Below are 14,148 nucleotides of genomic sequence, written 5' to 3'. Positions count from 1 at the left end.
AGACTAATAGTGTGGAGCCGTGACCGAACCACTTGTTACCAGGATGCGCGCCTTCGGCACGACGATTTTCGCGGAGATGAGCGCGCTCGCCGTCCAGACCGGATCGATCAACCTCGGCCAGGGTTTCCCCGACACCGACGGTCCCGCGGCGATGCTCGACCGCGCCGTCCAGGCCATCGGCGCGGGCGCGAACCAGTATCCGCCGGGCCCCGGGGTGCTGGAGCTGCGGCAGGCGGTCTCGGAACACCGGGCCGCCCACTACGGGCTCTCCTACGATCCCGTGGGCGAGATCCTGGTCACGGTGGGCGCCACCGAGGCCGTGGCGGCCACCGTCCTGGCGCTGTGTGAGCCGGGCGACGAGGTGATCGCGTTCGAGCCCTACTACGACTCCTACGCCGCCTCGATCGCGCTGGCCCAGGCCCGGCTGGTGCCGGTGACGCTGCGCCCCTCCGAGGGCCGCTTCACCTTCGACCCGGCCGAGCTGCGCGCCGCCGTCACCCCGCGCACCAGGGCCGTGCTCGTCAACTCGCCGCACAACCCGACCGGCACCGTCTTCACCCGCGACGAGCTGACCGCCATCGCGGAGCTCTGCCAGGAGCACGGGCTGATCGCCATCACCGACGAGGTGTACGAGCACCTGACCTTCGACGGGGTCGAGCACATCCCGATGGCCACGCTGCCCGGCATGCGGGAGCGCACGGTGATGATCTCCTCGGCCGGCAAGACGTTCTCCGTCACCGGCTGGAAGACGGGCTGGGTGTGCGCGCCTCCCGAGCTGGTCACCGCGGTGCAGACGGTCAAGCAGTTCCTCACGTTCACCGCGAACGCGCCGTGGCAGCTCGCCGTCGCCTACGGGCTGCGGCACGAGCTGGAGTGGGTGGCCGCGCTCAGGGCCGGGCTGCAGGACAAACGGGACCGGCTGATGGAGGGGCTGTCGGCGGCGGGCTTCTCGGTGCTGCGGCCGGCGGGGACGTACTTCGTGCAGACCGACATCCGGCCGCTGGGCTTCTCCGACGGGCTGGAGCTCAGCCGGCGGCTGCCCGAGCTGGCTGGGGTGGTGGCCATCCCGACGCAGGTCTTCTACGACCGTCAGGAACGGGGGCGGCATTTCGTGCGGTTCGCCTTCTGCAAGAAGGACGAGGTCATCGACGAGGCGGTCACCCGGCTGAAGCGCCTGTCCTCCTGAACGGCCCGCGACGGTCTTGACTCATCGTGACGGAAGATAAACTCTCTGTCATGGTATCGCGGTGATACCACCTCGTGTCTACGATGGGGGCATGGCTATGACCCTTCGCTTGAGCGACGAGCAGACCGAAGCCCTCCGCAAGCGCGCGGAGGCTGAAGGGCGGAGCATGCAGCAGATAGCCCTGCGGGCCATTGACGACTACCTTCAGCGGGTCTCGGAAGACGAGCTCACTGACGCCCTGGCGGAGAAGGGCGCCCAGCGATTCGCCGACCTATTGCGGAGGCTCGGCGAGTGACCAGCTACATCAGCCTGGAGCAAGGGCTGCGCGTCGCCCGCAGAGCCGTCGGAGGGCCTATCGAAGTCCGGGACCTGGGGCTCTTCGATGCGGCTCTGCTGCGGCCCCAGACCTCCTTGTTCGGCCGGGACGCCTATCCCGACCTCATGGTCAAGGCCGCCGCGCTGCTCCACTCGGTGGTCACCAACCATCCGTTCGTCGACGGCAACAAGCGAGCGGGCTGGCTGCTGACCTACGTCTTCCTGGCCAGGAACGGAGTAGAGCTCGATCCTGTCGACGACGACTCCGCGTATGACCTGGTCATCGCGGTCGCATCGGGCAAGATGACCGACCTGGACGAGATCGCCGACGTGCTGCGCACCTTCGTCTGAGGCCGCCCGCGGACGACGCTCAGCCACGTGAGGGCCCTCGCTCACCCGGGTGGGGCCCCTCCCGGGTGACGCTCAGCGCCGCTGGGCCGCCTCGTCGGTCGCGCCGTTCGGCTCGTCGAGGGGGGTCAGCGCCGCCGTCGCCTCCTCGTGCCCCATCCCCGTCGCCTGCAACAGATCCACGACCACCGACCGCAGCTGCGCGATGATGACGTGCGCCGAGAAGCCCAGCCCGTCAGGCCGTTCTCGCGCCGCCACGGCCAGCAGCGCCTGCTGGGCCAGCGTCGGCTCCCGGCCGGCTCCGAGTTCGAGCTGCAGCAGCAGCGCCGCCTCCGAGACCTCGCGCATCGCCTCCGCCAGCGCGGCAGGCGGCGGGCTCGCCTCGCCGAGCGAGGCCAGGGTGCGCCGGCTCAGCACCCGCGCGTTGCGCAGCGCCAGGTCCACCGGCAGCGCGGCGGTCTCGTAGCGGGCCAGGCGGGCGCGCCGGTGCCAGTGCAGCGGGGAGATCATCGCGATCTCCTTGCTGGTCGCCAGCGCCTCCTCGAACTCCTCCACCGCCGCCTGCGTGGCCCGCGCCTCGTCCAGCGCCTCGGCCGCCAGGTCCGCGTCCCGCTTCTCGATCGCCTCCGCCGCCCGTTCCATCACTGTAGACAGCGCGTCGAGCACCCCCGACAGGTGCTTGGCCGCGATCGCGAACGGGCTCGCGGGCAGCAGCGCCACCGCCACGATGCCGATGACGCCGCCGGTGAGCGCGTCGGCCATCCGGTCCAGGCCGCCCGCGTCCTCGCCGGGCACCAGGGCGGCCACCAGCACGGCCGACGAGCCCGCCTGGGCGACGAACAGCGCGCCGCTGTTCAGCACCACCGCCACCGCCATGGCCAGCGCCACCACGAGCCCGAGCTGCCAGGCGCCCGAGCCGATCCACGACACCAGCAGGTCGCCCACGCCGACGCCCAGGCTGACCCCGACGACCAGCTCGACGAGCCGGCGCAGCCGCCGGCCGAGGCCGACGCCCACGCAGATCAGCACGGAGATGGGGGCGAAGAACGGATGGGAGTGGCCGAGCAGCTGGGTGGCGATGATCCAGGCCAGGGCGGCGCCGACCGCGCACTGCGCGATGGAGGGAGCCATCAGGCCGAACGTGCCCAGCCGGTCCTTGACGAGATCGCTGAGCCGGGTTCGCACCATTCCACGATGCCTGATCATTGTGACGGTAAGGTCACATCATCACCCTTTTGGTCCCTTTTCGTCCGATCGCGTTCACTCGTCGAGGAACGCCTCCACCACGCTCAGGAACTCCTTGCGGGCGTCCATGTGGATCAGGTGCCCGGCCTCGATCCTGACCAGCCGCGCGCCCGGGATGCGGGCCGCCACGTCGGGCTCGAACGGGCTCAGCGTTCCCGACAGCACCAGCGTCGGCGCCGTGATCCCGGTCAGGCCCTCGGCCCACGCCGGATCGGGGTTCAGCATCTGCCATTCCGTGTCGTGCATCATCCGCCAGTCGAACCCGGTGGACCCGTCCTCCACGATCGGCTCGCGTCCAGTGAGAGGGTGGGCGGGCGGCGGGTCCTCCAGGACGAGCCGCGCGACCTGGTCCGGATGCCGCATGGCGAGGTGGTAGGCGACCACGCCGCCGAGCGAGTGCCCGACCACCGCCGCCCGCGCGGCGCCGACGTGGTCGAGCAGCGCCGCGATGTCCTCGGCCATCTCGGGCAGCGGGTACGAGCCCGGCCGGTCGCTGGCCCCGTGGCCCCTCAGGTCGGGCACGAAGACATGGCGCCGGGCCGCGAACCGCTGCGTGATGCCGTTCCAGTCGTTGTGGTCGGCGGTCCGGCCGTGGAGCAGCAGGAGCGGGGGAGCAGCGGGGTCGCCTTCCTCCCGGTAGACGAGCTTGATCCCGTTGACGTGCGCGTCGCGAATCACGTCCGCGACCCTACCCCTGGACCCCCGGGCCCCAAGGGCCCCCGGGCCGGCGTCGCGCCCCCGGAGCCGGACGCTGAGCGCACCTTGACATCACCGGCGGACTACGTGGGCACACATTGACCATGAACCCCGCCGACCGGGCTCGGTAGCGTGGGGGACCGCCGCCAGGAGAAAGGGCTACGCATGCCGGACCCCATCGAAGTGCGCAAAGTGCCGATCGAGAGCGTCACCGACGCCTCGGGGCTGTCGCGGCTCATCGCCGACGGGGTGATCGAGGCCGAGCGGGTGCTGGCCGTGGTCGGCAAGACCGAGGGCAACGGCGGCGTCAACGACTACACCCGCATCCTGGCCGACCGCGCCTTCCGCGAGGTGCTGGCCGAGCACGGGCATCCGGCGCCGGAGAGCGTGCCGCTGGTGTGGTCGGGCGGCACCGACGGCATCCTGAGCCCCCACGCCACCATCTTCGCCACCACCGCCGACGCCCCCGCCACCGACGAGCCGCGGCTGTCGGTCGGGGTGGCGATGAGCGAGGTCATCCTGCCCGAGGACATCGGCAGGCCCGCCATGGTGGAGAAGGTCGCCGCGGGCGTCCGCGAGGCCATGAAGATCGCCGGCATCGACGACCCGCGCGACGTGCACTACGTACAGACCAAGACGCCCCTGCTCACCCTCGCCACCATCACCGACGCCAAGAACCGTGGCCAGGACACCGCCATCGAGGAGACCGGCCCCTCCATGGACCTGTCCAACTCCACCACCGCGCTCGGCATCGCCGTCGCGCTCGGCGAGATCGAGATGCCGAGCGCCGACCAGATCCACAAGGACCTGTCGCTCTACTCCTCCGTCGCCTCGTGCTCGTCGGGCGTCGAGCTGGACCGGGCGCAGATCGTGCTGGTGGGGAACGTCCGCGGGATCGGCGGACGCTACCGCATCGGGCACAGCGTCATGAAGGACGCACTTGACGCCGACGGCATCTGGGAGGCCATCAGGGACGCGGGGCTCGCGCTGCCCGACCGCCCGCACCCGTCGGACCTCGACGGGCGGCTGGTCAACGTGTTCATGAAGTGCGAGGCCGACCCGTCGGGGCGGGTGCGCGGCCGGCGCAACATCATGCTGGACGACTCCGACGTGCACTGGCACCGGCAGATCAAGGCGGCGGTGGGCGGCGTGGCGGCCTCGGTCACGGGCGACCCGGCGGTGTTCGTCTCGGTGGCCGCCGTGCACCAGGGGCCATCCGGCGGCGGGCCGGTCGCGGCCATCGCCGACCTGGGGCAGCGGTAGTCTCGGAGGTTGTGCCGAGCATCCCGCAGCCCCTCGATCCCCACGACGACGGCGCCGCGGCGCCCGCCGTGGCCGCCGCCCTGTCCGCGTACGAAGCGGGCACGGCCGGTCCCGCCGAGGTCCTCAACGCCCTCTCCGGCGCGCGGCTGCTCGTGCCCGTGGTCGCGCTCCTGACCGAGACCGAGGTCGGCGCGCACGGCCTGAAGCAGGAGAAGGAGAGCGAGATGGCCCTGCCCAAGCTCGTCGGGCAGGACGGCAGGCAGGCGGTGCTCGCCTTCACCGGCACCGACGCGCTGACCAGGTGGCGGCCCGACGCCCGGCCGATCCAGGCCACCGCGCTGCAGGTCTGCCAGGCCGCCGTGCAGGAGCGGGCGGCGGCGGTCGTGGTGGACGTGGCCGGGCCTGTGCAGTTCGTGATCGAGGGCGAGGTGCTGGCGGCGCTGGCCGCGGTCGAGTCCGGCACCGTGGGCGAGCTCAGCGGGGTGACAGTGGCCAAGGTGACGCCCGCCGCCCCGCGCCGGCGCCGCTGGTTCTCCCGCAAGAACGGATAAGTCCAGATATCGGCAAGGCCGGTGTCCGGCGGGGTGTGATGACGGGCGATGCGGTGCGACACGCGCCGGAGCGGGACCGTGTCAGGGCTCCCGGCGGAGCGGGGCGGGCCCGGGTTCTGGGCCGGGCGGGATGCGCGGCCGGACTCGCGGAGCGGAGCGGTCATGCTCACTATGCGGGGTGGCCTGCGGGTGGGTGGGTGTGCGGGTTATGGTCGGCGGCGTGGTCGCACTCATGGCGCTGATCGGCCTGTTCTGCGGAGACCGCATCAGGGCGCTGGCCCGCTCCTACGACGACCTCCCCGCGCCCGCCCCGTCCTGGCCCGCTTTGGAGCCGGTGTGCGCCGGGGTGGCCGCGCTGGTCGCGTGGCGGGCGGGGCTCCCTTACGTGTGCTTCGCCGTCATCGGCCTCGCCCTGGCGGTGATCGACTGGCGTACCAGCACGCTGCCCGACGCGATCACGCTGCCGGCGTACCCGATCACCGCGCTCGCGCTGCTGCCGACCGGCGAGCTGCCCAGGGCGCTGGCCGGCGGGGCGGCGCTGGTGGCCGCGTACGGGCTGCTCTGGCTCGTCAGGCCGCAGGCCATGGGGTTCGGCGACGTCAAGCTGGCCGGGCTCATCGGCATGGCCGCCGGCGCGCTCGGCTGGCAGGCCGTGGTGCTGGCCGCCTTCTGCGGGCAGCTGCTCGGCGCCCTCTACGGCCTGGCCCTGCTGCTGACCGGCCGCGGCACGCGGGACACGCAGTTCCCCTTCGGCCCCTTCATGCTGCTGGGGGCGCTCACGACACTCTGTCTCGCATGGTGACCGGAGGGACATCTCACTAGGCGGTACGTGGAAGACTTGTACGCATGTTGCGCTGGTTGACCGCCGGAGAGTCCCACGGCCCCGAACTCGTCGCCATCCTCGAAGGCCTGCCGGCCGGGGTTGAGGTGACCACGTCCGCCATCGACGAGGCCCTGCGCCGCCGCAGGCTCGGCTACGGTCGCGGGGCGCGGATGAAGTTCGAGCAGGACCAGGTGACGATCGCCGGTGGCGTCCGCCACGGCCGCACCATGGGCAGCCCGGTCGCCGTCCGCGTCGGCAACACCGAGTGGCCCAAGTGGGAGAAGGTCATGTCGGCCGACCCGGTCGACCCGGCCGAGCTGGAGGGCCTGGCCCGCAACGCGCCCAGGTCGCGCCCCCGCCCCGGCCACGCCGACCTGGCGGGCATGCAGAAATACGGCTTCGACGACGCCCGCAACGTGCTCGACCGGGCCAGCGCCCGCGAGACCGCCGCCAGAGTGGCGCTCGGCGAGGTCGCCAGGCGCTTCCTCAAGCAGGCGCTCGGCGTCGACATCGTCAGCCACGTGACCGAGATCGGCGGCGCGCGCACGCCGTCCCTGGTGCTGCCCGGCCCCGGCGACCTGGCCAGGATCGACGCCGACCCGGTGCGCTGCTCCGACGCCGAGGGCAGCGCCGCGATGGTCGCCGTGATCGACAAGGCGCACAAGGACGGCGACACGCTCGGCGGCGTCGTCGAGGTGCTCGCCTACGGCCTGCCGCCGGGCCTCGGCAGCTACACCCACTGGGACCGCAGGCTCGACTCCAGGTTGGCCGGCGCGCTCATGGGCATCCAGGCGATCAAGGGCGTGGCGGTCGGCGACGGCTTCGAGACGGCACGGCGTCCCGGCTCCCAGGCCCACGACGAGATCGAATACACCACCGACGACGGCGTGCGCCGCATCACCAACCGCGCGGGCGGCGTCGAGGGCGGCATGAGCAACGGCGAGGTCCTGCGGGTCAGCGCCGCCATGAAGCCCATCTCGACGGTGCCGAGGGCGCTGGCCACGATCGACGTCAAGACCGGCGAGGCGGCCAAGGCCCACCACGAGCGCTCCGACGTGTGCGCCGTCCCCGCGGCCGGCATCGTGGCCGAGGCGATGGTGGCGCTGGTGCTGGCCGACGCGGCGATCGAGAAGTTCGGCGGCGACTCCGTGGAGGAGGTCGCCCGCAACCTGTCCGGCTACCTCTCCTCCATGGTGATCAAGTAAGCCCGGCGCGGATGCGCCAAGTGAGCCAGTGCGGGTGAGACGACTGAGCACGGTGCGGATGAGAATGGTGAGCGACATATGAGCAGGGTTGTGCTGATCGGGCCGCCCGGATCCGGCAAGACCACGCTCGGGCGGCTGCTGGCCGAGCGGCTCGGCGTCGGGTTCCGCGACACCGACGCCGACATCGAGGCCGTGGCGGGCAAGCCCGTCTCCGACATCTTCGTCGAGGACGGCGAGGAGCGCTTCCGCGAGCTGGAGCACGACGCCGTGCGCCGGGCGCTGGCCGAGCACGACGGCGTCCTGTCGCTCGGCGGCGGCGCCGTGCTGCACGCGGAGACACAGACGCTGCTCCAGGGCCAGCACGTGGTCTACCTCCAGGTCGGGCTCTCCGACGCGATCCAGCGGGTCGGGCTCGCCTCCGCCAGGCCGCTGCTGGTGCTCAACCCGCGCAGCCAGCTGAAGAAGCTGATGGAGGAGCGGCGCCCGATCTACGAGCGGCTGGCCGTCATGACGGTGGTCACCGACAAGCGCGAGCCGGCCGACCTGGCCGACGAGATCGTGAAGGGCCTGGGCGCATGACGAGTCCGTGCGCGGGCCCCGCCGCGAAGGCCAGGGTGATCGCGAGCGTGAAGGTGGTGGCCTCGTGACCGCGACGCGGATCCACGTGCGCGGCGACAGCCCCTACGACGTCGTCGTCGGCACCGGCGTGCTGGCCGAGCTGGCCACGCTCTTCAAGCCCGGCGTGCGCACCGTAGCGGTGGTCAGCCCCGAGACGCTGCCGGAGATCTCCCGGCCGGTCCGCGCGGCGCTGTCCGAGGCCGGCTACCAGGTGGTCGAGCTGACCGTGCCCGACGGCGAGCGGGCCAAGAGCGTCGAGGTGGCCGCGCGGCTCTGGTCCGAGCTGGGCCGCCACGGCGTCACCAGGTCCGACGCCGTGGTCGGCGTGGGCGGCGGAGCGACGACCGACCTGGCCGGGTTCGTGGCGGCCACGTGGCTGCGCGGCGTGCAGGTCGTGCTGGTGCCGACGACGCTGCTGGCCATGGTCGACGCGGCGGTCGGCGGCAAGAACGGCATCGACACGGCCGAGGGCAAAAACCTCGTGGGCACGTTCCTGCCGCCCGCCGGCGTGCTGTGCGAGCTGTCCACGCTCGACAGCATGCCGAGGCGCGACTACGTGGCGGGCCTGGCCGAGGTGATCAAGGGCGGCTTCATCGCCGACCCGGAGATCCTGCGGCTGGTCGAGTCCGACCCCGAGGCGGCCACCCGTCCCGGCGGCCCCCACACCCGCGAGCTGATCGAGCGCAAGATCCGGGTGAAGGCCGACGTCGTGGGCGCCGACCTGCGCGAGGCCGGGCTGCGCGAGATCCTCAACTACGGCCACACGCTCGGCCACGCCATCGAGCGCGACGAGCACTACGGCATCCGCCACGGCGAGGCCGTGGCCATCGGCATGGTCTACGCCGCCGAGCTGTCCAGGCTGGCGGGCCGCGCCGACCTCGTCGAACGCACGCGTGCCATCCTGACCGGCGTCGGCCTGCCCGTCTCCTACCGCGCCGACGCCTGGCCGCGCCTGCGCGACCACATGCGCCTGGACAAGAAGAGCCGCGGCGCCAAGCAGCGCTTCGTCGTGCTCGACGGCCTGGCCGAGCCCGGCCGCCTCGAAGGCCCCGCGGAAGAGCTGCTCGAAGCCGCCTACAAGGAGATCGCCGAATGATCCTCGTACTCAACGGGCCCAACCTCGGCCGGCTCGGCAAGCGCGAGCCCGGCGTCTACGGCGCCTCCACCTACGAGGACCTCGTCCAGCTCTGCCGCGAGACCGCGGGCAAGCTCGGCCACGACGTGGACGTGCGCCAGACCGACTCCGAGGCCGAGCTCATCGGCTGGATCCACGAGGCGTGCGACGGGCGCATCCCGGTGGTGCTCAACCCGGCCGCCTTCACCCACTACTCCTACGCCGTGCGCGACGCCGTGGCCCAGCGCACCGCCCCGCTCATCGAGGTGCACATCTCCAATCCCGCGGCCAGGGAAGAGTTTCGTCATACCTCCGTCGTGGCCGGGGTGGCGACGGGCACGATCGCGGGCTTCGGACTACAGTCGTACGTCCTTGCGCTGCACGCTATCGCGGAGATGAACACCACCTCATGAGGCACTACAAGTCCTTCGTCGCCCTCGGCGACAGCTTCACGGAAGGGCTGAACGATCCCGGTCCCGACGGCCACTACCGGGGCTGGGCCGACCGGGTGGCCGAGCGGCTCGCCGCCGACGACCCCTCCTTCCGCTACGCCAACCTGGCCGTCAGGGGCAAGCTCCTCGACCAGGTCGCGGCCGAGCAGGTGCCGGTGGCCGTGGAGATGGGGGCCGACCTGGTCAGCTTCTGCGCCGGGGGCAACGACCTGCTCAGGCCGGGCAGCGACCCCGACGTGATGGCCAAGACCCTCGCGCGGGCCGTGCGCGACCTGCGCGCGGGCGGGGCCGACGTGCTGCTGTTCACCGGCGTCGATCCGCGTGACACGCCGCTGATGCGGCGCCTGCGCGGCCGATTCGCCATCTACTACCTGCACCTGCGCTCCATCGCCGACCTGTACGGGTGCCGCCTCGTCGACCAGTGGTCCATGCAGGGGCTGCGCGACTGGCGGGCCTGGAGCGCCGACCGGCTGCACATGAACGAGGACGGTCACCGGCTCGTCGCGGCCCGGGTGCTCGACGTGCTGGGCGTGCCGTTCGAGGACTGGCGCATGGACTGGCCCGAGCGTTCCGTCGATCCTCGGGCCCGGCGGCGCGAGGACGCCCAGTGGATGCGCGAGCACCTGGTGCCGTGGATGTCGCGCCGCCTGCGCGGCGTGTCGTCGGGCGACGGCATCCTGCCCAAACGCCCCGACCTCGCCCCCTGGTCCTGACCGGCACCTTTCCCGGGCCGCAGGTACGGCCCGGGGACGCGGGTCAGGCGGGTTCGGTGGCCAGGCGCTTGAGTGCGGCCCGGGGGACCGCCGGGTCGGTCGTGCGCCAGAACGGCGGCAGCGAGCCCAGCAGGAAGCCGCTGTAGCGGGCGGTCGCCAGCCGGGGATCCAGGACCGCGATCACGCCCTTGTCGTCCTGGGAGCGCAGCAGCCGCCCGACCCCCTGGGCCAGCAGCAGCGCCGCGTGATTGGCGGCCACCGCCATGAAGCCGTTGCCGCCCCTGGCCGCCACGTGCCGCTGCCTGGCCGAGGTGAGCGGGTCGTCGGGGCGCGGGAACGGCACCCGGTCGATGATGACCAGCCGCAGCGAGGGCCCGGGCACGTCCACGCCCTGCCACAGCGACAGCGTGCCGAACAGGCAGGTCGGCTCGTCCTCGGCGAACTGCTTGACCAGCAGCATCGTCGAGTCGTCGCCCTGGCACAGCAGCGGCACGTCCAGCCGGTCGCGCAGCGCCTCGGTGGCCGCCTTGGCCGCGCGCATCGAGGAGAACAGACCCAGCGTGCGCCCCCCGGCCGCCTCGATCAGCTCGGTGATCTCGTCGAGGTACTGCTGCGGCAGCCCGTCGCGGCCCGGCTGGGGCAGGTGCTTGGCGACGTACAGGATGCCCGCGCGCGGGTGGTCGAACGGCGAGCCGACGTCGATGCCCTGCCAGCCCTTGCCGTCGCCGAGCCCCCACTGCGCCGCCAGCGCGTCGAACGTGCCGCCGAGCGCCAGCGTGGCCGAGGTGAGCACCACCGTGCGCTCGCCGAAGAGCTTGTCGCGCAGCATGCCGCTCACGCTCAGCGGCGCGACGCGCAGCGCCGGCGGGCGCCGGTCGGTGCCGGCGTCGAGCCAGACCACCTCGGCGCGGTCGGACTCGGAGTCGTGGCCGTACGCCTCCAGCATGCGCACCGCCGTGTCGTGCACCTCGTCCAGGGCGTTGAACGCGGCCTTGCGCTGCCCGGCCTTGTCGGGGTCGTCCTTGTCGGCGTTACGCGGCCCCATGGCGGTGACGCAGCGCCAGGAGGTGTCGCGGATGAGCTGCAGCGTCAGCCCGAGCACCTGGGGCAGCTCGTCGATGCGGCCGGGCGGCGCGGCGGCCAGCAGTGCCTTGAGGTCTTCGCCGGCCTCCATGAGCTGGTCGGCGAGGGGCTGGTCGATCAGCCGGCCGACCCGGCGCACCGCCAGCATCACCGACGACTCCGACAACTCGCCGGTCACCACGGAGGTCACCCGGTCGACCAGCTCGTGGGCCTCGTCGACCACCACGACCTCGTGCTCGGGCAGCACCGGCAGCTCGCCCATGGCGTCGATGGCCATCAGCGCGTGGTTGGTCACCACCACGTCGACCTCGCCGGCCCGCGCCCTGGCCAGCTCGGCGAAGCACTCGGCCCCCGAGGGGCAGCGGCTGGCGCCGAGGCACTCCTGGGCGCTCACGGAGAACTGCCGCCAGGCCTGCTCGCTCACGCCGGGCACCAGCTCGTCGCGGTCGCCGGTCTCGGTCTCCTCGGCCCACTCCTGGATGCGCTGCACCATGCGGCCGGTCGCGCTCACCTCGCGCGGGTCGAACAGCTGGTCCTGCTCGTCCTCCTCGGGCCAGCCGGCCGTGGCCTTGTAGCGGCACAGGTAGTTGCGGCGGCCCTTGAGAATGGCGAACGTCGGCTCGTGCGGCAGCTCCTTGGCCAGCGCCTCCGACAGCCGGGGCAGGTCGCGGTCGACGAGCTGGCGCTGCAGCGCGATGGTGGCCGTGGAGATCACCACGGGGGTGTCGCTGTCCATCGCGTGGCGGATGGAGGGCACCAGGTAGGCCAGCGACTTGCCGGTGCCCGTGCCGGCCTGGACGGCCAGGTGCTCCTCGGTGTCGATGGCCTTCTGCACCGCCTGGACCATGGTGATCTGGCCCTGACGTTCGCTCCCTCCGAGAGCTTTAACCGCGATGCTGAGCAGTTCGTCCACTGACGGGAGATGGGAGTCCGGCACGGCAGTAAACGCTACCCGCTCTCCGGCGCCGCCGCGCCGAACGCCGTGTGATCGGCCAGACGCATCCTGGCGTTCGCGAAAACTCCCGCCGGGTTGCGTGGCACACTGGGCGATCGGAACTCCAGCCGGTGACGTAGTGTCTTCACGGGTTGTGACCACAGGGGTTCCGGGAGTAGATGGGAAGGCCGGTTACACAGGGTTTTCCGGGGTTGAGTGGACGAATAAAGGCTGGTTAAAGCAGTATGTCTGCCATGTCGGAAGTTGTCCCGTTGCCGTCGTTCGGCGAAGTCTTCTTCGATGCACGAGGTCAGGAGCGGTGCCTCCGGGTCACGTGGCATGAGGGCACGCTGGTCCTCAGCCTGTGGCGCGGCGAGATGTGCACCGCGAGCTTCCGCATGCCGATGGAGGACGTCGGGCGGCTGCTCGACACCCTCGACGAGGGCTTTGCGGAGGCCACGGGCGAGCAGCCCGCCGTGCCCGCGCCCGAACCCGGCACCGAGGTCATGCCGGGCACCGGCACCTACCACCGCCCCGGCCAGCACGGACAGCAACCGGGCCAGCAGCCCGGGCAGCAGCCGCCCCGGCAGCCGCAGCTCGACGAGCGGCCCACGGCGGCGCTGTCGCCCAGCGACGTCCTCGTGGCCAGGGGCACCCCTGCGGCACACCAGGACAAGCTGGTGGCCTCCTACGGCGAGACGACGGCCCCCCGCGACACCGGCTACGCCGACCCCGCCGCCAACCCCGCCGCCGGCCGGGGCGACTACGCCGACCCCTCCAGGGACAGCACCCCCGCGTACGGCGAGCCGCGCAACCTCTTCACCGGCCCCCAGTACGTCGACTCCACCGGCCCCCAGCAGAAGTACGCCGGCGACTCCTTCAGCGGCCCGCAGTACACCTCCGATCCGCTCAGCGGACCCCACCAGTACGGCCAGGACCCGCTCAGCGGCCCCCACTCCTACACCCAGCAGGTCCAGCCCGAGCCGTTCACCGGCCCTCAGTACGTGGACAACGAGCCCGTCTACCAGATGCCCGGCTCCGACCAGCGCCGCCAGGCCCCGCTGAGCACCGACCCGCTCGGCTTCCCCTCGCAGGCGGCCGACCGCTACCAGGCGCCCGCGGCCGCCGACTATCCCTCCGACCCGTACGGCGGCCGCCGCCCCGACGCCTACCAGCAGCCCCACCCCCAGGCCCACCCCCAGACTCAGGCACAGCCGCAGCAGAGCACGGCGGGCCTGGGCACGCCCATGCACGGCATCCCCGGCGCGGGCCGCCGCCACACCGCCCCGCAGCCGCCGCAGCCGGCGCCGGTCCACGACGACTACGGCTCCTACCAGAGCCCTCAGCAGCCGAACCCGGTCGACCCGCTGATGACCCTCGGCCGGCCGGACCAGCAGTACCCGCCCGCGTCCGGGCAGCATCCCGACGACATGTCCCGCCCCTACGTCGGGGACCCCATGTTCTCCACGGGCGAGCGCCTGCGTCCTGACCAGCCCGACTATCACGAGAGAAGCGACCGCAGGGAGTGGTGACGGCTCACCCCGTCCCACCGGGTACGCTCACCGCGAGACGATCGGGCCAGGGCTGGCCCCGGCGGCCGAT

15 protein-coding genes are annotated in these 14,148 nt (G+C 72.3%); 12 read left to right on the top strand and 3 right to left on the bottom strand.

The annotated features are described in order from the left end of the window. The first annotated feature begins 19 nt into the window (after positions 1–19). The 3 genes from AB0C28_RS10960 to AB0C28_RS10950 all read left to right on the top strand — a co-directional run bounded on the left by AB0C28_RS10960 (position 20) and on the right by AB0C28_RS10950 (position 1,852). Positions 20–1,186 (top strand): pyridoxal phosphate-dependent aminotransferase, encoded by a 1,167-nt coding sequence (locus AB0C28_RS10960; RefSeq protein WP_358073718.1) that lies wholly within the window; start codon positions 20–22, stop codon positions 1,184–1,186. 109 nt (positions 1,187–1,295) lie between these two features. Next, positions 1,296–1,481 (top strand): CopG family transcriptional regulator, encoded by a 186-nt coding sequence (locus AB0C28_RS10955; protein WP_358073717.1) that lies wholly within the window; start codon positions 1,296–1,298, stop codon positions 1,479–1,481. After that, positions 1,478–1,852: a type II toxin-antitoxin system death-on-curing family toxin gene (locus tag AB0C28_RS10950; RefSeq protein WP_357844606.1), complete on the top strand. Its 375-nt coding sequence runs from the start codon at positions 1,478–1,480 to the stop codon at positions 1,850–1,852. Before AB0C28_RS10955 ends, AB0C28_RS10950 begins: the two co-directional genes overlap by 4 nt. Before the next feature lie 72 nt (positions 1,853–1,924). On the opposite strand, the gene AB0C28_RS10945 is transcribed toward AB0C28_RS10950, so the two are convergent. Then, entirely contained in the window at positions 1,925–3,037 is a 1,113-nt protein-coding gene (locus AB0C28_RS10945; protein WP_358073716.1) for an FUSC family protein, read from the bottom strand. Positions 3,038–3,109: 72 nt separating this feature from the next. Continuing rightward, the gene (locus tag AB0C28_RS10940) at positions 3,110–3,772 is read right to left on the bottom strand and encodes an alpha/beta fold hydrolase (RefSeq protein ID WP_358073715.1); all 663 of its coding nucleotides are present in this window, start codon (positions 3,770–3,772) and stop codon (positions 3,110–3,112) included. A 183-nt stretch (positions 3,773–3,955) separates the two neighbouring features. Between AB0C28_RS10940 and AB0C28_RS10935 the strand changes: the two genes are divergently transcribed. The 8 genes from AB0C28_RS10935 (at position 3,956) to AB0C28_RS10900 (ending at position 10,529) form a co-directional block, all read left to right on the top strand. Then, positions 3,956–5,053, top strand: a complete 1,098-nt coding sequence (locus AB0C28_RS10935; RefSeq protein ID WP_358073714.1) for a ring-opening amidohydrolase — start codon at positions 3,956–3,958, stop codon at positions 5,051–5,053. Positions 5,054–5,064: 11 nt separating this feature from the next. Next, on the top strand, positions 5,065–5,604 hold the full coding sequence (locus AB0C28_RS10930; RefSeq protein WP_357844618.1) for an SseB family protein: 540 nt from the start codon (positions 5,065–5,067) through the stop codon (positions 5,602–5,604). A gap of 220 nt (positions 5,605–5,824) precedes the next feature. Beyond that, positions 5,825–6,406, top strand: a complete 582-nt coding sequence (locus tag AB0C28_RS10925) for an A24 family peptidase (protein WP_358073713.1) — start codon at positions 5,825–5,827, stop codon at positions 6,404–6,406. Between the two features lie 44 nt (positions 6,407–6,450). Then, on the top strand, positions 6,451–7,632 hold the full coding sequence (gene aroC, locus AB0C28_RS10920; RefSeq protein WP_358073712.1) for a chorismate synthase: 1,182 nt from the start codon (positions 6,451–6,453) through the stop codon (positions 7,630–7,632). Positions 7,633–7,710: 78 nt separating this feature from the next. Further along, a complete protein-coding gene (locus AB0C28_RS10915; RefSeq protein WP_346110651.1) occupies positions 7,711–8,211 on the top strand; it encodes a shikimate kinase in 501 nt (166 codons plus the stop codon). Positions 8,212–8,275: 64 nt separating this feature from the next. Then, positions 8,276–9,346, top strand: coding sequence for a 3-dehydroquinate synthase (gene aroB, locus AB0C28_RS10910; RefSeq protein WP_358073711.1), 1,071 nt, complete (start codon positions 8,276–8,278; stop codon positions 9,344–9,346). Then, a complete protein-coding gene (gene aroQ, locus AB0C28_RS10905) occupies positions 9,343–9,777 on the top strand; it encodes a type II 3-dehydroquinate dehydratase (RefSeq protein WP_357844631.1) in 435 nt (144 codons plus the stop codon). Before aroB ends, aroQ begins: the two co-directional genes overlap by 4 nt. Further along, positions 9,774–10,529, top strand: a complete 756-nt coding sequence (locus AB0C28_RS10900) for an SGNH/GDSL hydrolase family protein (protein WP_358073710.1) — start codon at positions 9,774–9,776, stop codon at positions 10,527–10,529. Before aroQ ends, AB0C28_RS10900 begins: the two co-directional genes overlap by 4 nt. A 43-nt stretch (positions 10,530–10,572) precedes the next feature. Here the strand turns inward: AB0C28_RS10900 and AB0C28_RS10895 are convergent, their stop codons facing one another. Next, on the bottom strand, positions 10,573–12,549 hold the full coding sequence (locus tag AB0C28_RS10895; protein ID WP_358073709.1) for an ATP-dependent DNA helicase: 1,977 nt from the start codon (positions 12,547–12,549) through the stop codon (positions 10,573–10,575). A gap of 251 nt (positions 12,550–12,800) precedes the next feature. On the opposite strand from AB0C28_RS10895, the gene AB0C28_RS10890 reads away from it, so the two are divergent. Then, positions 12,801–14,078, top strand: coding sequence for a hypothetical protein (locus AB0C28_RS10890; RefSeq protein WP_358073708.1), 1,278 nt, complete (start codon positions 12,801–12,803; stop codon positions 14,076–14,078). Positions 14,079–14,148: the final 70 nt, after the last annotated feature.

The sequence above is a fragment of the Nonomuraea sp. NPDC048892 genome (assembly GCF_040649735.1).
Lineage (GTDB): Bacteria > Actinomycetota > Actinomycetes > Streptosporangiales > Streptosporangiaceae > Nonomuraea > Nonomuraea maheshkhaliensis.
This window is presented reverse-complemented; position numbering and strand designations above follow the sequence as displayed.